The following is an 18,722-nucleotide window of genomic DNA, read 5'->3' as shown; positions in this document are numbered from 1 at the left end:
TGCTATTTCTTGACTTCGGGTGCCGGCCCCATGGCGATGCGCGGGTGAGCGTCCGGATCGATCGTGCGCATGATCCACTTGAGGTCCGCCTCGTCGAGGGTGACGCAGCCGTTCGTGCCGGAACCGTGGTCGAGGTGCAGCCAGATTCCGCCGCCCTTGTCCCAGCCCATCGGTCGGGTCTTGTCCGTCGGCGGAGTGCCGGGTCTGCGGTTGTAGTCGATGGCGATGATGTAGTCGAAGACCGATTCGTAGTCCGCCCCATAGGCCACCGTCGCCGAGGAGGGCAGACGATTGTCCTGGGTGTACGGCAGGTCGGTGCCCGGGTTCGCCTTGAAACCGCCCGCGTCGCTGAGTGTGAACACTCCGATCGGGGTGGTCTTATCGCCCTCGCGGCGATCCTTCAGCCATCCTTTGGAGCCGTTGTGGGTGTCGAAGGTCTTGAGCTTCTTCCATTTCTTGTCCGTGAACTCATAGAAGCTCAGGCTCGACTTCTCCGAAGCGGCTGTCGGCGAGGTCGCGACGAGGACCTGCGAGGTCTCTGCCGGGATCTGGTCGGTGAACTCCTTCGCCAGACCGGGGACAGGGACGGGGTGGACCGGTCCGGTCGCCTCGGCGCCGGCCTGATCGGTTGCCGTCGAATCGGAGTCGGTGCTGGTGGGGGAGTCCTGGGTCGGGGCAGCGAAATCACCGAAGCTCGTCTGCTGTGCCGGAGCGGCGAAGCCGGCGGACTCGGCCGCCGAGGGATCGTCCGTGCCGTCGTCGACATCGGCCCCGCAGGCGGGCACCAGCAGAGCGCAGGCGAGAAGCGCGGGCACTCCCGCGCGCCGGAGGACTCCATCGGACATGAGGCCATCATCTCACGAAGCATGAGAACTCGCCGGTAGCGACTATGCGAAAATGACACCATGAGCATTCCACCTGTGCCGAACCATCCTCCGCGCCCCGGGCGTCGGAAGCCGGCCGAGGAGTCTCCGGAGTCGATCACAACCCAGTTGTTCATCGGCGAGGATGAGTCCGCGGTCGCTGATGGCTCCACCCAAGCACTCACTCCTGCAGAACTGCAGAGGCTGCGGTCGATGGTCGAATCCGACGGCACCGATGCCACCGAGGTGCTCAGCCTCGAAGAGCTGCGCGGACTGGCCGCCGCCGATGGGTATCAGACGGGAGGGCTGCCGGCCGCGCCGCGCAAGGTGAACTCCGACGATATCGCCGCTGCCGAGGCTCCCTCGGCTCCGAAACAGTGGAACCCGCTGCCCGGCTCGCAGCCGGCGCCTGCTGATGCACACCGAGCCGATCCGCATTCGCAGCAGCCCGAATCCCACCCGCATCAGGGAGATCCTCACCCGCACCAGGGGCAGTGGGGCGGAGAGTTCGGTGCCGCCGGTCGGGCCGCAGCATCTCAGCCGCAGCCCGCCGGGCCGGTGCAGTCGCCGGCGGGACCCGATCACGCTCAGCCCGGCACCGGTCGCCCGCGGGCCCGGATACGGACAGGCCGGACACGTTCCCGCTTACGCTGCCGCACCAGCCGGATATGCCGCCGGCTATGCGCCGGGCGGTCCTGCCGGTCCCGGCGGTCCTGCCGGTCCCGGCGGCCCGCACGACCCCTATGGTCGGCGAAATGATACGAAGAAGGTCCCCGCGTGGCTGTGGGTGCTCGCTGCCATCGCGCTCATCCTTGCCCTCGGCATCGTCGGCTATATCGTCTGGGACTCCACCCAGGGTGATGACACCACCACCGTCGGGCCCACGGACGAACCGTCGATCGGTCAGACCGATGATCCCGAGCCGTCCGATTCGGGCAGCTCGAAGGCTCCCGTCGCCGAAGAGACCTTCACATCCCCGTCGGGGAATATCACCTGCACCATCGACTCCGAACGAGCGCGCTGCGTGATCAAGGACTACGAGTACTCACCACCGGAGAAGCCCGACGACTGCAAGCTCGACGACTGGGGCTCCATCGTCGTGGCGAACAAGGAAGGCTCAGGCTTCTCCTGCGTCGAGGCCCCCGAGAGCAACGGCCCGGCACGCGTCCTCGGCTACGGGGATTCGATCTCCGCGGCGGGGATGACCTGCACCTCCAGCGAAGAGGGCATGACCTGCAAATCCGACGACACCGGAGTCGGATTCAACGTCCGCCGCGCCTCGGTCGACTTCCTCAAGTAGGAGCCGGGAGCCGCCTCGGCGATCTTAGGATGTGGACGGGATTCGGACGGATCGCGGAAGGGGGACTACGGTAATCGTGTGGCTCATAGGTTCCTCCTCCTTCCTTGCCGCGACGAGTCCTGAACGGACAGCACGCTCGTCGCGGAGTCCTCGTATGCTGGTCAAGCGCTGAGAAACTTAAGTTAGAGGAACAATGAAACTGCAGAAGCCTTCTCCCATGCCGTTCGGCAAGTACAAGTCGTTCCAGGACCGCATCGCGTTGGATATGCGCGATCGCACCTGGCCCGACCAGATCATCAGCAAGGCACCTCGCTGGCTGAGCACCGATCTGCGCGACGGCAACCAGGCGCTCATCGATCCGATGACCCCGGACCGCAAACGCAAGATGTTCGATCTGCTCGTGGGTCTCGGCTTCAAGGAGATCGAGGTCGGGTTCCCGGCCGCCAGCCAGGTCGACTTCGACTTCGTCCGCGAGATCATCGAACAGGACGCGATTCCCGATGACGTCCGGATCTCCGTGCTCACGCAAGCTCGTGAGGACCTCATCGAACGCACTGTCGAATCCCTCGTCGGCGCGAAGATGCCCACCGTGCACCTCTACAACGCAACTGCACCGGTCTTCCGCAAGGTCGTCTTCGGCTTCGACGGAGACGGCTTCGACCAGACTCGCGATATCGCATTGCAGGGCACTCAGGCTGTGATGAAGCACGCCGAGACTCTGCTGTCCGACGCGGACTTCGGCTACCAGTATTCGCCGGAGATCTTCGTCGACACCGAACCCGAGTTCGCCCTCGACATTGTCGGGAGCGTCCTCGACATGTGGCAGCCGGCAGCCGGCCGCGAGACGGTCGTCAACCTGCCTGCCACGGTCGAACGCGGCACACCGAACACCTACGCGGACCAAATCGAATGGTTCTGCCGCAATATGCCCTACCGCGACGAAGTGGCCGTGTCCCTGCACCCGCACAACGACCGGGGCACCGGCGTGGCCGCTGCGGAGATGGGAATGATGGCCGGCGCCGACCGCATCGAAGGCTGCCTGTTCGGCAACGGTGAGCGCACCGGCAACCTCGATCTCGTCACGGTCGCCCTCAACCTGTACACGCAGGGCATCGACCCGGAGCTCGACTTCTCCGATATCGACGAGGTCATCCACACCGTCACCGAATGCAACCAGATTGGTGTGCACGAACGTCACCCCTACGGAGGCGACCTCGTCTTCACCTCGTTCTCGGGCTCGCACCAGGACGCGATCAACAAGGCCTTCGCCGACCGTGAGAAGAAGGCGAACGCCCAGGGCACCCCCGTCGACCTCATGGAATGGGACATGCCCTACCTGCCGGTCGACCCGAAGGACCTCGGCCGCAGCTACGAGGCCATCATCCGTGTGAACTCGCAGTCCGGCAAGGGCGGAGTGACCTACCTGCTCAAGAGCGAGTACGGACTCGACCTGCCGCGTCGGATGCAGGTCGAATTCTCCCGCGCCGTGCAGCAGCACACCGAAGCCGGCGGCGAGGTCTCTGCCGAGGAGATCCGCCGCATCTTCAACTACGAATACCTGCCCGCCGAAGACCCAGAGAAAGCATGGGGCCGCTTCCAGATCGTCGGCCTGCGCACGGAATCGGGCAATGTCGACGGTGGCGGCTCATCGGCAGAGCGAATCGAGGTCGACCTCATCGTCGACGGTCAGGAACGCACCTACGAAGGACGCGGCAACGGACCGATCGACGCGCTGGTGAAGATCCTCATCGACCAGTTCGACGTCGACGTGCGACTCCAGGACTACTCCGAGCACGCCATCGGCTCCGGCGCTGACACCAACGCTGCCGCCTATGTCGAACTCGCGGTCGAGGACCGCGTCGTGTGGGGCGCCGGACTGCACCCGAACATCACGAAAGCCTCGCTCAAGGCCGTCGTCTCAGCCGTCAACCGAGCCGCTCGCGACCGCCAGAACTGAAGCTGCGCGGTCGAACTCACAGCAGTCGCCTAAGCGCGGCGGGATGATTCCCCGCCGCGCTTGAGCGATAATGGGCCAGTGCACAACTATCGTGATGAAGGCATCGTGCTCGGCGGGCACAAGCTCGGCGAAGCCGACCGCATCGTCACCGTGCTCACTCGCAGCCATGGTCTCATCCGCGCGGTCGCGAAGGGGGTGCGACGGACGAAATCGCGGTTCGGCTCCCGCCTCGAACCCTTTATGCTCGTCGATCTGCAATGCCATGTCGGCCGCAGCCTCGACATCGTCACCCAGGTCGAACTCATCGAACCCTTCGCCCGCGGAATCGCCACAGACTTCGATGTCTATTCGGCCGCCTCGGTGATGGCCGAGACGGCACGCAGCATCACCGAAGCCGAGCCCCAGTCGCGCACGCATTTCCTCCTCCTCGTGTCCGCGATCCGCTCGCTGTGCAATCGCGAACACCCGCCGAGGCTGTCGCTGGATGCGTACCTGCTGCGCGCGATGTCCGTGGCCGGGTGGGCACCGAGCCTGCTCGACTGCGCCCAGTGCGGGAGCCCCGGACCTCACCGGGCGTTCTCCGCAGCACTGGGCGGGGCCGTGTGCACGAACTGTCGTCCCTCGGGGGCGGCGCTGCCCGACACCGATGCGCTCGAACATCTGGCCGCGCTTCTGTCCGGTGACTGGGAGCGGGCCGAGGCCTCAGACCTGCACGATCAGATCGACGGGTCGAAGCTGGTCTCGGACTGGGTCTCGTGGCACCTCGAGCGCAATATCCGATCCCTGAGAGTTCTGGAGAGCACATGAGCTACCCCGCACCACCGGCCCACCCCAGCGGAGTGACACCTCCGCGCATCGACGCGAAGTTCGTGCCCAGGCACGTCGCGATCGTCATGGACGGCAACGGTCGGTGGGCGAACCAGCGGGGGCTGCCGCGCACGGAAGGGCATAAGGCCGGTGAGGCGTCGCTGCTCGACGTCATCCACGGCGCGATCGAGATCGGCGTGGACTATCTGTCGGCGTATGCGTTCTCGACCGAGAACTGGAAGCGCTCACCCGAAGAGGTGCGATTCCTCATGGGCTTCAATCGCGACGTCATCCGTCGCCGACGCGACGAGCTCAACGCACTCGGCGTGCGCATCGTGTGGTCCGGGCGGCGCGGTCGCCTGTGGCGTTCGGTCATCGACGAGCTCGAGACCGCCGCCGAGATGACGAAGCGCAACACGGGCCTGGTGCTCCAGTTCTGCGTCAACTACGGCGGACGGTCCGAGATCGTCGACGCGATCAATGAGATCACCGCCGAGGTGGCCGAAGGGAAGCTCAAGCCCGGCAAGGTCTCGGAGAAGACCGTCCGCTCCCGCCTCTACGCACCCATCGTGCCCGACGTCGATCTGTTCATGCGATCGTCGGGGGAGCAGCGGACCTCGAACTTCCTGCTCTGGCAGTCCGCCTACGCCGAGATGGTCTTCCAGGATGTGCTGTGGCCCGACGTCGACCGACGCACCCTGTGGGCGGCGATCGAAGAGTACGCCCGCCGTGACCGTCGCTTCGGCGGCGCCGTGGACACGCCCTCTGCCTGACGCGAAGGCTGAGGACTGAGTCGCAGCTTCCACGGGCTTCTGAGGCTCGGCCGGCCCGTTCCACTCTGCTGACGACGAGGGCCCCGCAGCATCTTGCTGCGGGGCCCTCGTCATGGTTTCGGCCGGATCCGCGCGTCACCGTTCTCGCGACTCCGGGGGAGTCACGGTCATGACGCGATCGGTTCAGTAGTGGTCGCGGGAGCGGTCGCCGCGTCCGCCGAACTTCTTGCCGCCTCGGCGATCGTTCCGGAAGTTGCGGCCGTCACCGGGCTGCTTGTCGAAGTTGCGCTTCTTGAACGGGCGTCCCGGGCGACCGGAATCCGGACGGATGTCGATGGGACGGCCCTGGATCTCGGTGTGGGAGAGCTTGCGCAGCACCGACGGGTCGAGGTCCTTGGGCAGGTCGACGAGCGTGTGGTTCGAACGGATGTCGATATGGCCGATCTGCTTCGAGGTGATTCCACCTTCGTTCGCGATCGCACCGACCACGGCGCCCGGCTGCAGGCGCTCGTTGCGGCCGAGAGCCAGACGGTAGGTCGTCATGTTCTCGTCACGGGCACGTCCGCCACGGCCCGGACGGCCTCCGTCACGACCACCGTCGCGGTCACGGTCACGGCCCTGACGGCGTGCCGGTTCGGGCATCGGCTCGGCCTTGAGGGTGTTCGACTCGAGGACGAGGGAGGCCAGTGCAGCGGCGATGTTCGACGCCGGCACATCACGGGAGAGAGAGTACGCCTCGATGACGTCGGTGAGTTCGGAGAGTTCGGTCTGCGCGAGCACATCGTCGATGCGCTTCGTGAACTTCTCGACGCGAGTGTTCGTCAGCTCTTCGACGCTGGGCAGGGTCAGCGGTTCGACCTTCTGCTTCGTGGCGCGCTCGATCGAGCCGAGCATGCGCTGCTCGCGCGGAGTGACGAAGAGGATCGCTTCACCGGAGCGTCCGGCACGACCGGTGCGGCCGATGCGGTGGACGTAGGACTCGGTGTCGTGCGGGATGTCGTAGTTGACGACGAGCGTGATGCGCTCGACGTCGAGACCGCGGGCGGCCACATCAGTGGCGACGAGGATGTCGATCTTGCCTTCGCGCAGCATGTCGATCGTGCGCTCACGTGCCTGCTGCGGGATGTCGCCGTTGATCGCGGCGGTCTTGAACCCGCGGGCGCGCAGCTTCTCGGCCAGCTCCTCGGTGGCCTGTTTGGTGCGCACGAACATGATGATGCCCTCGTACTCCTCGACCTCGAGGATCCGGGTCAGCGCATCGAGCTTGTGCGAGTGCTGAACCATGAAGTAGCGCTGACGGATGTTCGCACCGGTCTGCGACTTCGCAGCGATCCGGACTTCCTTCGGGTCGTCCAGGTACTTGCCGGTGATCCGGTGGATCGAGGACGGCATGGTGGCCGAGAACAGTGCGACCTGACGGTCGGGACCGACCTGGCTGAAGATCTCTTCGATGTCTTCGGCGAAGCCCATCTTGAGCATCTCGTCGGCCTCATCGAGGATGAGGTGCTTGAGGCTGCCGAGCTTGAGCGATCCCTTCTTGAGGTGATCGATGACACGACCGGGGGTGCCGACGACGACCTGCGCACCACGGCGCAGACCGGCCAGCTGCGGGCCATAGGCCTGACCGCCGTAGATCGGGAGCACGGAGAAGTCGGACAGCTCCGTGGCGTAGGAGGTGAACGCCTCAGCGACCTGGATCGCGAGTTCGCGGGTGGGGGTGAGTACGAGAGCGAACGGACCGTCGTCGGCGCGCCCCGCCTCGGCGAGGTCGGACAGGGCCGGCAGGGCGAAAGCCGCGGTCTTGCCGGTTCCGGTCTGGGCGAGACCGATGACGTCTCGGCCCGACAGGAGGGTCGGGATCGTCTCGGCCTGGATGGGGGTGGGGATCTCGTAGCCCTGCGCCTCTACGGCCTTGAGCACGAGCGGGTGGAGTCCCAGTTCGGAGAATCTCGGAGTGGTTTCGTCGTTTGCGGACACATCGGTCATGAGTGATCTCTCTCATGTCGGCACACACTTGATCGCAGATGACTGTAGTGGCGATCTACCCTGCGGCCGCTTGTGCAATCATCGTGAGCAATCCGGGCCGAAACCGTAGAGATCCAAGAACTCGCTTGGACAGACGTGAAGACGTCGGTACGGAGAAAGGTTTGGGTGTACCCCAAGTCTACATGCCGCACCCTCGCCGAGGCGGTCCCGGAGTGGGATTCCGAGTGTGAGATCAGTCGCCTACCGTGGACTCCTTCCGTCGTCGAGGGCGGGCGTCGGGGTGGGCCGGGTCGGTATCGCGCCGGTGTTGAGGAAGCGACGGCGTGACCAGTTAGGCTGGTACCTGCGAGCCACGGCAGCCGGCCGTCGGCGAACTGAAACAAGGAGAGAACTAGTGGCACAGTCCAAGTTGGATGCCGTCATCGCCCTGGCCAAGCGCAGAGGATTCGTCTTCCAAGCAGGAGAGATCTACGGCGGTTCCCGCTCGGCATGGGACTACGGACCGTTGGGCGTGGAGCTCAAGGACAACATCAAGGGCCAGTGGTGGCAGCAGTTCGTGCGCGGTCGCGAAGACGTCGTCGGCCTCGACTCCTCGATCATCCTGCCCAAGCGCGTCTGGGAAGCCTCCGGCCACGTCGCTACCTTCGTCGATCCCCTCGTCGAGTGCCTCAACTGCCACAAGCGCCACCGCGAGGACCACCTCGTCGAGGCGTATGAGGCGAAGAACAAGAAGGCTCCGGAGAACGGAATGGCCGATATCGTCTGCCCTGACTGCGGTACCCGCGGTCAGTGGACCGAGCCGCAGGAATTCTCCGGTCTGGTCAAGACCTTCCTCGGACCCGTCGACTCCGAAGCCGGACTCCATTACCTGCGTCCGGAGACCGCGCAGGGCATCTTCGTCAACTTCAACAATGTGCTCACCGCTGCCCGGAAGAAGCCGCCGTTCGGCATCGGCCAGATCGGCAAGGCCTTCCGCAACGAGATCACTCCCGGTAACTTCATCTTCCGCACCCGCGAGTTCGAACAGATGGAGATCGAGTACTTCGTCCACCCGGACGAGGCCGACGACTACTACAAGCAGTGGGTCGAAGACTGCTGGTCCTGGTTCCTCGATCTCGGCATCTCCGAGGACAACGTCCGCCGCCTCGACGTTCCCGCCGAGGATCGTGCGCACTACTCGGCCGGCACCATTGACATCGAATACCGCTTCGGCTTCCAGGGATCCGAATGGGGCGAGCTGATGGGTGTGGCCAACCGCACCGATTACGACCTCGGTACCCACACCGAGGTCTCGGGGGCGAAGCTGCAGTACTTCGACCAGGCCAGCGGAGACCGCTACACCCCGTATGTCATCGAACCCTCCTTCGGCCTGACCCGGTCGATGATGGCCTTCCTCGTCGAGGCCTACAGCGAGGACGAGGCGCCGAACACGAAGGGCGGCGTCGACAAGCGCGTCGTCCTCAAACTCGATCCGCGCCTGGCTCCGGTCAAGGCTGCGGTGCTGCCGCTGAGCCGCAACGAGAAGCTCACCCCGGCGGCGAAGGATCTCGCCGCGACGCTGCGTCGACGCTGGAACATCGACTTCGACGATGCCGGCGCCATCGGCCGCCGCTACCGCCGCCAGGACGAGATCGGAACGCCGCTGTGCATCACCGTCGACTTCGACACCCTCGATGATCAGGCAGTCACGATCCGCAAGCGTGATGACATGAGCCAGGAGCGCGTGAGCATCGATCAGGTCGAGAAGTACCTGGCCGACCACCTCGCCGGAGCCTGACCCCAATTACTACCTGACGGCGGCCCAGCAACCTGGCGCGAGGTTGCTGGGCCGCCGTCAGGTAGTTCTGATAATGGCTGGCTGCCTCGGTGAGCATCAGCCTCCATTCCGCCCCGGTCGACCGCCCGCTACTGTCCGGTCAGCCGTCCCTGAAGGACCGCCATGCATATGACGTCCCAGCACGAGCCGAAGGCCTCGCCGAAGGTTCGCCTGATCATGCTCGCCTGCCTCATCCCGCTCATCGTCGTCACGATCGTCGGACTGTTCGTGCTGTGGCCGTCGGGACCCGACAAGGATCTGCCCGGTGGCGGGCCGACGACGAACACGGCCGAGGGGATCACCGATACGAAGGTCACCGTCACCGCCGTCGACGCTTCGGACTGCGACTCGGGGGAGACGGACCCGATGGTCCGCGCCGACTGCACGACGTACACCGTGGAGGCGGACGGGCAGGAAGGCAGCCTCTACGTCACCCCCGACGCGGTCAAGGCCGGCGTCGATGTCGGAGACACGATCAAGGTCCTCGACTTCACGAAGTCACCGGACCGGGCGGAGATGGGCACCGACTACGTGTTCATCGATTTCGACCGCAACGTGCCGATGCTCGCCCTGGCGATCATCTACGGGATCGTCGTCCTCCTCGTTGCCGGTCTGCGGGGACTGCGCGCACTCATCGGACTCGGATTCGCCGGTGCCGTGCTGTTCGTCTTCATGCTCCCGGCGATGCTCGACGGCAAACCGCCGGTGCTGGTGGCGATGGTCTCGGCGAGCCTGATCATGGTCATCGCGCTCTACCTGGCACACGGAATCTCGACGCGGACGTCGACGGCGCTGTTCGGAACGGTGCTCGGCATCGTCATCACGGGCATCCTCGGCGCGTGGATGACGTCCTGGGCGAATCTGGGCATCGCCTATTCGGAGGACGGGTATCTGCTGGTCGATACGACCGATCTGGGGATGACCGAAATCATCGTGTGCGCGATCCTCATCACCGGGCTCGGAGTGCTCAACGACGTCACGATCACACAGGCTTCGGCGGTGTGGGAGCTGGCAGCCGCTGCCCCGGAGATGAAGCCCGGTCAGCTGTTCTCTCGGGCGATGCGCATCGGGCGTGACCATATCGCCTCGACGGTCTATACGATCACGTTCGCGTATGTGGGCTCGGCGCTGATGACGCTCATCATCGTCTCCGCGCACGATCAGCCGCTGTTCGACACGTTCACGCTCGGGGACATGTCGGTCGAGGTGGTGAGCATCCTCGTGTGCTCGATCGGTCTGGTCATCGCGATTCCGCTGACGACCGGAGTCGGTGTCCTCGTGGTGAAATCGGGAGTTCGCCCGCCGAGGCGGCCCACCGGGTCCGCGAGTGCGTCCGGCACGATCACGGCTGCGGACCCAGGCACGATCACGGCGGCGGACCCCGCCGAGGAGCGGCCGCCGATGACCCGTCGCGATGCCCGTGAACGCGACCAGAACCGCTGAACTTCGCCCCGGAACTACCTGACGGCGGCCCAGCAACCTCGCGCGAGTTGCTGGGCCGCCGTCAGGTAGCAATTGGGGTCAGAACATTGTCCAGGCTTCCTGCAGGACGCCGCGGATGATCTGCTCCATCTCGTCGAACTCGTTCTGACCGACGGTCAGCGGAGGCGAGAGCTGGATGACCGGGTCGCCGCGGTCGTCGGCGCGGCAGTACAGACCGCTGTCGTACATCTTCGCCGACACGAAGTTCTTGAGAATCCGCTCGGATTCCTCTTCGGTGAACGATTCCTTGGTGTCCTTGTCCTTGACGAGTTCGATTCCGTAGAAGAATCCCTCACCGCGGACGTCACCGACGATCGGCAGGTCCTTGAGCTTCTCGAGCGTGAACTTGAACGCCGCAGCATTCTCGTGCACGTGGTCGTTGAGCTTCTCCTCTTCGAAGACGTCGAAGTTCGCCATGGCCGCGGCACAGGCGACGGGGTGACCGCCGAAGGTGTAGCCGTGGTAGAAGGTCTCGTCCCCGCCGGGGCCGAAGGGCTCGAAGAGCCGATCGGAGGCGATCATTGCACCCAGCGGTGCGTAGCCGGAGGTGATGCCCTTGGCCGATGTGATGATGTCGGGAACATAGCCGAAGTCGTTGCAGGCGAACATGTCGCCGATGCGACCATAGGCGCAGATCGTCTCGTCCGAGACCAGCAGCACATCGTACTCGTCGCAGATCTCGCGGACCCGCTCGAAGTATCCGGGAGGAGGCGGGAAGCAGCCACCGGAGTTCTGCACGGGTTCGAGGAAGACGGCGGCCACGGAGTCGGCACCTTCGAATTCGATGGCCTCACCGATGCGGTCGGCGGCCCAGCGGCCGAAGGCCTTCTCATCGTGGGCGAGGTGCTCAGGTGCCCGGTAGAAGTTCGTGTTCGGCACCTTGTGAGCACCGGGGACCAGCGGAGCGAACTGCTCACGCAGACCCGGGAGCGAGGTCACCGACAGCGCACCGTGCGGGGTGCCGTGGTAGGCGGTGGCCCGCGAGATGATCTTGTGCTTGCCGGGCTTGCCGACGAGCTTGAAGTAGTTCTTCGCCAGCTTCATCGCCGACTCGACCGAGTCGCCGCCGCCGGAGGTCAGGAAGACCCGGTTGAGATCGCCCGGCGCATAGCTGGCCAGACGTTCCGAGACCTCGATCGCCTGCGGGTGGGCGTACGACCACAGCGGCATGAACGGCAGCTTCAGCGTCTGGTCGTACATCGCCTTCGCGATCTGCTCACGGCCGTGCCCCACCTGAACGGTGAACAGACCGGCGAGACCGTCGAGGTACTTCTTGCCCTTGTCGTCGAAGATGTGGTGACCCTCGCCGCGTACGATGACCGGTGCCTCACCACCGTTGAACAGTGCTTGGTGTGGTGACATGTGCATCCACACGTTGTTGCGGATGGCATCCTGATAAGGAGTGCCGGCCCTGGTGACATTGTCTGTCATCGCGTCCCCCAGTTGTATTTCTGCTTTTCGAGTGAGAGGTACATGAAGAGCTCCGTATCCACGACGGCATCGATCGAGCGGAGCTCCTCATTGACGAACTCGATCAGATGCCGATCCGATTCACACACGATCTCGACCAGGAGGTCGAACGAACCGGCGGTGACGACGAGATAGTCGATCTCGTCGTAGTCGTGCAGCTTCTCGGCGACCGCGGAGATGTCCCCGCGGACCTTCAGCCCCACCATCGCCTGCCGCGCGAATCCCAGACTCAGCGGGTCAGTCACGGCGACGATCTCCATGACACCCGAATCGATGAGCCGCGACACTCGCTGGCGCACGGCGGCCTCGGACAGGCCGACGGACTTGCCGATGGCCGAATAGGATTTCCGTCCGTCGTGCTGCAGCTCGACGATGATCGCCTTAGATTTCTCGTCGAGATTCCCTAGCCGGGAACCGCTGCCGTTCGGCAGAAGCGGGTCCATTCTTCACCTCCGTGATGTGCGTCTCAGAACAATCTACCACCGAATCTGCTGAATTGCGCTGTGGAGTATGCGAATTCCGTCGAAACTGAAAATGTTTGGTTCTGGATTCGTCAATATCGCCGAGGCGGCCGACGGGTATCCATGCCGAGCACCGTTGCCGCGGCGCCCGGATCCGCCGCCGTCGTCCACGTGAAACCGCAGTTTGCCGACCGTCTGAAACTGCAACTCGCCGACCACCCGAATCGGTCGTTCGCCGACCGCCCGAAATCGTCGTTCGCGGATCACTAGGGCGGCCGCTCAGCGGTCGCCCGGATCCCTGTTGTGAAGCACTGTGAATCGCCGTTGTGAAACCCCGCGGATCTCCGCAGGCGCGCGGATCGGCAGACCGTCGACAACACGCGGATCGACAGTGATTGACAGTATGTGAGCGAGATCACCACACTGGGATCATGAATGAGGGTGAGCTGTTCTACGGCGGCGACGACAATCGCCCGGATGTGTACGGGATGCGTCCCGGAGCCGAGCAGGGGCAGGCCGGCAAAGAGGTCAAGGCGCGCCCGCAGCCTGTTCCCGGCGAAGTCGATACGATCGGCGCGAACGAACTGTCGTTCAGCGCCGAGGAGTACCTCGGGCGGATCGCCTCGGTGCGCAACAGGATGCTCGACCAGGGCCTGGCCGCGCTCGTCGTCACCGACCCGGCGAACATCTACTACCTCACCGGCTACAACGCGTGGTCCTTCTACACCCCGCAGCTGCTCTTCGTGCCCTCGTCGGGACCGATGACGCTGTTCATGCGCGATATGGACGCGCGCGGTGCCTCGCACACCTCCTGGCTGCCACCCGAGGACATCGTCGGCTATCCCGAACGCTATGTGCAGCGTCCGCATATCCACCCCTTCGACTGGGTCGCCTTCGCCCTGCGCCAGCGGTGGGAGGTCGCCCGTGCCTCGACTTCTCCGGTCGGGGTGGAGATGGATTCGCATTTCTTCTCCCCGCGAGCCTTCCGGGCCCTGGTCAACGGCGTGCCCGAATGGCGCCTCGTCGACTCCTTCGAACTCGTCAACTGGATCCGCGCGGTCAAGTCTCCGGCGGAGATCGCGCTCATGCGCAAGGCCGCAAAGGTGACCACCGCCGCCATGGACGCGGCACTGGGCACGATCGGCGTCGGCGTCGGCCAGAACGAAGTGGCGGCCGCGATCTCCGAAGCCCAGACCCGAGGAGGCGACGGAGTCTGGGGCGACTATCCCTCGATCGTCCCGCTCATGCCCACCGGAGAAAGCGCGGACACCCCGCATCTGAGCTGGACCGATCGGAAGTTCGAACGCGACGAATCGGTGAGCATCGAACTCGCCGGAGTCCACCGCCGCTACCATGTTCCGCTGGCCCGCACCGCGGTGACCGGGCGACCGAAGCAGGAGCTCGTCCGTCTCGAAGGCGTTGTCGCGGAGGCGCTGTCCGCGGTCCTCGACGTCGCCGCACCCGAGGTGCCCACCGCGGAACTCGCCCGCACCTGGAATCGCGTGCTCGCCCTGTCGGGACTGGAGAAACCCAGTCGCCTGGGCTACTCGATCGGGATCGGCTACCCTCCCGACTGGGGCGAGCGGACGATCTCGATCCGCACCGAGGACGACCAGATCCTCGAGGCGGGAATGACCTTCCACCTCATCGGCGGAATGTGGATGAACGGCTACGGAATCGAGCTCTCGGAACCGGTGCTCATCACCGACACCGGCTGCGAACCGTTCACCCACTTCCCGCGTGAGATCATCCGCGTCTGAGGCGTTCCGCGATAGCGCCTCGTGCGCAGGCTGCCCGCGTCGGCTATCTCCGCCCGCATACCCGAGCCGAACTCGCCGGCGTCGATCAGGCGAAGAACTGGGTCCACAGACCGAGGGCAAGGGCGTTGATCCCCGCCACCGCGAGCGCCCGGCCCTGCACCCAGGAGATGTCCTGCGCCGAGGCGGCCACCGACGAATCGGCGATCTGCACGGCCATCGCCACCCGCGGGGGAGCGGCGAGAGCGGCCAGTGATCCTGCCGCGTTTCCGGCCGCGACGACCGGCAGAGCCGAGACATGCGATGATGCGGCGGCCGCAGTCAGGGTGCCGGTGAACATTGAGTTCGCTCCCGTGTTCGAGCCGGTGAGCACCGCTCCGATGGAATTCAGCCACGGAGTCAGCAGAATGAGTCCGGCCGGCAGCAGGGAACCGATCGCCTCGCTCATCCCCGTCGTCGTCATGATCCAACCCATGAGCATGAATGCGGCGGTGCCGACGCCGATGGGAACCCAGGAATGCACAGCCGCAACCGTGACATCGCGTCTGCCGGCGACGGTTGTGGCGGCGATGAGGCAGGCGGCGGCCAGCCAGAACGGGGGAGAGGCGATGATCTGCGTGGCCGTCGACGGGAGCGCGGCGTGCAGGGCCCGTGCCAACAGCAGGCCCACCGTGAGCACCCCGTAGGGAAGAACGGCCACGCCGAGGCGGCGCGTCAGCCCCGTGGCTCTCTTGCGGATCATGAACAGCGCACCGACGAGCAGGATGACGATCAGCGATCCGATGATCCCCGACGGGGCCATGCCGATGACAGAGCTGGAAGCGAGCATCCCCGCCCACATGAGTGCGCCGGAACCGATGATCCCCAGCACCGAGGCAGCGGACGGTCGCATGATCGCGACCACCGCGATCGCGACGATGATGACCGGTATCGCATTGATCCATGCCGTGGCCAGACCGAGTTCGTCGACGTCCAGGCCCGCCAGCGCCGCTGCGACGGTGGTGCCCGGTCCCAGGGCGCCCCACGGGACGGCGATGAGACCGAGGAGGCCGAGGATCGCGGACTGCCGCAGGGTGCAGCCGAGATGACGCAGGATCGGAACCCCGACGGTGACTCCGATGCCGAAGCCGGTGACCGATTCCGCGAAGGGCACGATGCCGAACACGACGAGCGCGACGCCGAGCGGGCGACCCGGTGACAGCGACTCGACCCAGGACGAGATCTGCGACATCGACCCTGCCGACTCGAGCAGCCGGGCGAGCAGCATGCCGAAGAGCAGGATGAGCGCGACCTCGAGGATGAGCGGAAAGTAGTCGATCCCCGACTCCACCAGCACCGAGGCAGGAGTGGGGAAGACGAAGGCGACGAGACCGGCCGCGAGCACGGCACCCGCGAGAGCGGCGACCCAGGAACTCTGCTTGAGCAGGAGGAGGACGATGGCAATGAGGATCGGGGTGAGAGCCAGCACTGCCGCCATGGGGTGAAGTTTCCTTTGTGAGATGTGATTCTATGATCCAAGAATAGAATATGATGCTCCAATGGCGAAAGAAGAGGATCTCGGCGCACGTGTCTTCGGCGCCCGCATCAGAGCCCGGCGCAAGTACAACAACCTCACCCTCAACGAGCTCGCGGTGAGGGCGGGACTGTCCCGCGCCGCTCTGTCGAAGATCGAGCGGGGTGAGCAGGACACATCGGTATCGAACGCCATGGGCCTCTCCCGCGCCCTCGGCGTCGACGTCGGCGAACTGCTGGCCGCCCCGCAAGTCACCATCACCCGCAGCGAGGCGATCCCCACGACCTCGACCTTCGGCAAGGGGGTCTGGAGGCGGGATCTGCCATCGGCGATCGAGAACATGGATGTCGTGCACTACCGTCTCGACCCGCGCAGCGAGACCTCGGCCTTCGCCGCCCACCGCAGCGGATCGCGTGAGAGCTTCTTCGTCCTCAAGGGCAGCATCGAGGTCGTCACCATCGACCGCCGCACGACCCTGCACGCCGGTGACTGCGCCCAGGCTCCCGGCGACGTTCCACACCAATTGGCCAACCCTCACGACGAGCCCGCCGAACTCATGCTCATCATCATCTGAACCTGCCTGACCCCTTATTGCTACCTGACGGCGGCCCAGCAACCTCGCGCCAGGTTGCTCAGCCGCCGTCAGGTAGCAATAAGGGGTGGTGTTGACCGGGCGAGCTGCCTCGGCGATCATTGTTATGTTCCATTTCCGTTCAAGGACGTCTCTGCTGTGAAGTGAATCCTCATACCGTGACTTGCGGGTGCCACGGGCCCGCGGCGCTTCTGCGTACACGAAATGAGGACCCTCATGCCCACAGCAATCACTGTGTCCGAACTGGACTACCGCCTCGGCGACGATACCGAGATCTTCTCCCGACTCACCGCCACCATCCCTGCCGACCTCGTCGGACTCGTCGGCGACAACGGAATCGGCAAATCCACCTTCGCCCGCATCCTCGCCGGTCGGCTGCGCGCCTCGTCAGGAACCGTCACGGGTGCCGATGGCGCCGTCTACATCGACCAGCTGCTGCCGCATTCGACGCAGCGGGTCGATGCCGCGCTGGACATCGCCCCCGTCCGACAAGCGCTGGGCCGCGCCCTGGCCGGAGAGGCGACCGGGGCCGACTTCGACCTCATCGGCGACGATTGGGATATCGAAGAGCGAGCCCTGGCGGCGCTGTCCGAACTCGGTCTGCATCTGAGCGTCAGCGATCTCGACCGGAGTCTGAGCAGCTTCTCCGGCGGACAGGCCACACGCATCGGACTGGCCCGAGCGGCACTGGTCGGTGACACCTGGCTGATCCTCGACGAACCGAGCAACAACCTCGACGAGGACGGACGGACGCTGCTGACGACGCTGCTCACCGACCGACGCGGACCGACCCTGGTCATCTCCCACGACCGCACGCTGCTGACGCATATGACCTCGATCACCGAGATGACGACCGGCTGCGGGTCTACGGAGGAAACTTCGACGACTACGAAGCCATGGTCGCCGCGGAAGAGGAGGCGAAGCAGCAGAAGGTCACGGATGCGAAGAAGTCCCACCAGGTCGAGAAGCGTCAGCGGATCGAGCTGGAGACGAAACTCGCTCGAGCCGACCGGAAGGCCAAGAAGGACAAAGAGAACAAACGTCGACCGAAGATCGTGATGAACGGGCTGACGAACTTCGCCGAGAAATCCGCGGCCAAACGCCGCGGCGACAAAGCCGCCGACGAAGCGGCTGCCTGGGACGAACTCACCAATGCCAAGGATGCGCTGCGCCGGTCCTCGAGCGTCCGCCTCGACCTGCCGGACACCCAGGTCCACGCGAGCAAACGGGTCCTCGAGATCTCCACGGCCGCCTCGGCGAGGTCCGAACGACCCCAGACGATCGTCGGTCCCGAGCGGATCCGACTGACCGGACCGAACGGGGCGGGAAAGTCGACCCTGCTGGCAGCGATCCTGGCGGCTGCCAACTGCCAGGACAGACAGAGCAGGGGCACGGGCGACACGGTCGAGGGACACGTCGGGGCCGAAACCGGTCCGCCGGTCGCCGCACTCTTCGGCGACCTCGCCATCACCGTCTCCGCGCCGACGGCTCACCTCGACCAGCAGTACCGACTGCCGGGGGAGCTCACGGTGATGGAGGCAGTGCGCGCGGGCAACCCGCAGCTCGACCCGCACCGCGTCCACGAGGTGCTCGCGGCCATGGGACTGCGGGCCGGACGCACCGACCAGATCTGTCAGACCCTGTCCGGAGGGGAGCGCTTCCGCGTCGCGTTGGCCTCAGGCCTCCTCCAGGACCCGGCTCCGCAGCTGCTCATCCTCGACGAACCGGGCAACAATCTCGACCTGTCATCGCTCGAGGCGCTGGTGACCGCTCTCGAAGGATTCGGCGGTGCCATGGTGATCGTCACCCACGACGACCGGCTCGCCGCCGAACTCTCCGTCGACACCGAATGGGACGTGCGGGAATTTCTGCGCACCGAAGCCGTTGACTGAGTTGAGACGAATAGGACGAGCCGAGGCGGCGAAGCAGGCAGGAGAGGCAGACG

The 18,722-nt window shown here is 65.2% G+C and carries 15 protein-coding genes; 10 read left to right on the top strand and 5 right to left on the bottom strand.

Annotation, left to right across the window (positions count from 1 at the left end; genetic code table 11):
• Positions 1 to 2: 2 nt before the first annotated feature.
• Positions 3 to 845, bottom strand: coding sequence for a L,D-transpeptidase family protein (locus LJ362_RS09550; RefSeq protein WP_264798828.1), 843 nt, complete (start codon positions 843 to 845; stop codon positions 3 to 5).
• Between the two features lie 433 nt (positions 846 to 1,278).
• Between LJ362_RS09550 and LJ362_RS09545 the strand changes: the two genes are divergently transcribed.
• The 4 genes from LJ362_RS09545 (at position 1,279) to LJ362_RS09530 (ending at position 5,700) form a co-directional block, all read left to right on the top strand.
• Positions 1,279 to 2,163 carry a DUF6636 domain-containing protein gene (locus LJ362_RS09545; RefSeq protein WP_264798827.1) on the top strand — a complete coding sequence of 295 codons (885 nt, stop codon included), beginning with the start codon at positions 1,279 to 1,281 and terminating at the stop codon, positions 2,161 to 2,163.
• 193 nt (positions 2,164 to 2,356) lie between these two features.
• Positions 2,357 to 4,120, top strand: coding sequence for a 2-isopropylmalate synthase (leuA, locus tag LJ362_RS09540; protein ID WP_264798826.1), 1,764 nt, complete (start codon positions 2,357 to 2,359; stop codon positions 4,118 to 4,120).
• 78 nt (positions 4,121 to 4,198) lie between these two features.
• Complete coding sequence (gene recO / locus LJ362_RS09535; RefSeq protein WP_264798825.1) at positions 4,199 to 4,927, top strand: DNA repair protein RecO; 729 nt, start codon at positions 4,199 to 4,201, stop codon at positions 4,925 to 4,927.
• A complete protein-coding gene (locus LJ362_RS09530; protein ID WP_264798824.1) occupies positions 4,924 to 5,700 on the top strand; it encodes an isoprenyl transferase in 777 nt (258 codons plus the stop codon). The genes recO and LJ362_RS09530 overlap by 4 nt, the downstream gene beginning before the upstream one ends.
• Positions 5,701 to 5,883: 183 nt before the next feature.
• On the opposite strand, the gene LJ362_RS09525 is transcribed toward LJ362_RS09530, so the two are convergent.
• Positions 5,884 to 7,686 carry a DEAD/DEAH box helicase gene (locus LJ362_RS09525; protein WP_264798822.1) on the bottom strand — a complete coding sequence of 601 codons (1,803 nt, stop codon included), beginning with the start codon at positions 7,684 to 7,686 and terminating at the stop codon, positions 5,884 to 5,886.
• Between the two features lie 394 nt (positions 7,687 to 8,080).
• Here LJ362_RS09525 and LJ362_RS09520 point away from each other — a divergent pair, with 394 nt between their 5' ends.
• Both LJ362_RS09520 and LJ362_RS09515 read left to right on the top strand, forming a co-directional pair.
• On the top strand, positions 8,081 to 9,463 hold the full coding sequence (locus LJ362_RS09520) for a glycine--tRNA ligase (RefSeq protein WP_264798821.1): 1,383 nt from the start codon (positions 8,081 to 8,083) through the stop codon (positions 9,461 to 9,463).
• A gap of 168 nt (positions 9,464 to 9,631) precedes the next feature.
• On the top strand, positions 9,632 to 10,945 hold the full coding sequence (locus LJ362_RS09515) for a YibE/F family protein (protein ID WP_264798820.1): 1,314 nt from the start codon (positions 9,632 to 9,634) through the stop codon (positions 10,943 to 10,945).
• A gap of 78 nt (positions 10,946 to 11,023) precedes the next feature.
• On the opposite strand, the gene LJ362_RS09510 is transcribed toward LJ362_RS09515, so the two are convergent.
• Both LJ362_RS09510 and LJ362_RS09505 read right to left on the bottom strand, forming a co-directional pair.
• The gene (locus tag LJ362_RS09510) at positions 11,024 to 12,415 is read right to left on the bottom strand and encodes an aspartate aminotransferase family protein (RefSeq protein ID WP_169252425.1); all 1,392 of its coding nucleotides are present in this window, start codon (positions 12,413 to 12,415) and stop codon (positions 11,024 to 11,026) included.
• Entirely contained in the window at positions 12,412 to 12,897 is a 486-nt protein-coding gene (locus LJ362_RS09505) for an Lrp/AsnC family transcriptional regulator (protein WP_101547408.1), read from the bottom strand. The genes LJ362_RS09510 and LJ362_RS09505 overlap by 4 nt, the downstream gene beginning before the upstream one ends.
• A 449-nt stretch (positions 12,898 to 13,346) precedes the next feature.
• Here LJ362_RS09505 and LJ362_RS09500 point away from each other — a divergent pair, with 449 nt between their 5' ends.
• Positions 13,347 to 14,675: a M24 family metallopeptidase gene (locus LJ362_RS09500; RefSeq protein WP_264798819.1), complete on the top strand. Its 1,329-nt coding sequence runs from the start codon at positions 13,347 to 13,349 to the stop codon at positions 14,673 to 14,675.
• A gap of 85 nt (positions 14,676 to 14,760) precedes the next feature.
• Here the strand turns inward: LJ362_RS09500 and LJ362_RS09495 are convergent, their stop codons facing one another.
• Positions 14,761 to 16,149, bottom strand: coding sequence for an L-lactate permease (locus LJ362_RS09495; RefSeq protein ID WP_264798818.1), 1,389 nt, complete (start codon positions 16,147 to 16,149; stop codon positions 14,761 to 14,763).
• A gap of 61 nt (positions 16,150 to 16,210) precedes the next feature.
• Between LJ362_RS09495 and LJ362_RS09490 the strand changes: the two genes are divergently transcribed.
• From LJ362_RS09490 to LJ362_RS09480, 3 genes are all read left to right on the top strand, one after another.
• Complete coding sequence (locus LJ362_RS09490; protein WP_264798817.1) at positions 16,211 to 16,759, top strand: helix-turn-helix domain-containing protein; 549 nt, start codon at positions 16,211 to 16,213, stop codon at positions 16,757 to 16,759.
• Between the two features lie 234 nt (positions 16,760 to 16,993).
• Positions 16,994 to 17,836 carry an ATP-binding cassette domain-containing protein gene (locus LJ362_RS09485; protein WP_264798816.1) on the top strand — a complete coding sequence of 281 codons (843 nt, stop codon included), beginning with the start codon at positions 16,994 to 16,996 and terminating at the stop codon, positions 17,834 to 17,836.
• Positions 17,836 to 18,669, top strand: coding sequence for an ATP-binding cassette domain-containing protein (locus LJ362_RS09480; RefSeq protein ID WP_264801817.1), 834 nt, complete (start codon positions 17,836 to 17,838; stop codon positions 18,667 to 18,669). Before LJ362_RS09485 ends, LJ362_RS09480 begins: the two co-directional genes overlap by 1 nt.
• The last annotated feature ends 53 nt before the right edge of the window (positions 18,670 to 18,722 follow it).

It is taken from the genome of Brevibacterium sp. JSBI002, assembly GCF_026013965.1.
Taxonomy (GTDB): Bacteria; Actinomycetota; Actinomycetes; order Actinomycetales; family Brevibacteriaceae; genus Brevibacterium.
This window is presented reverse-complemented; position numbering and strand designations above follow the sequence as displayed.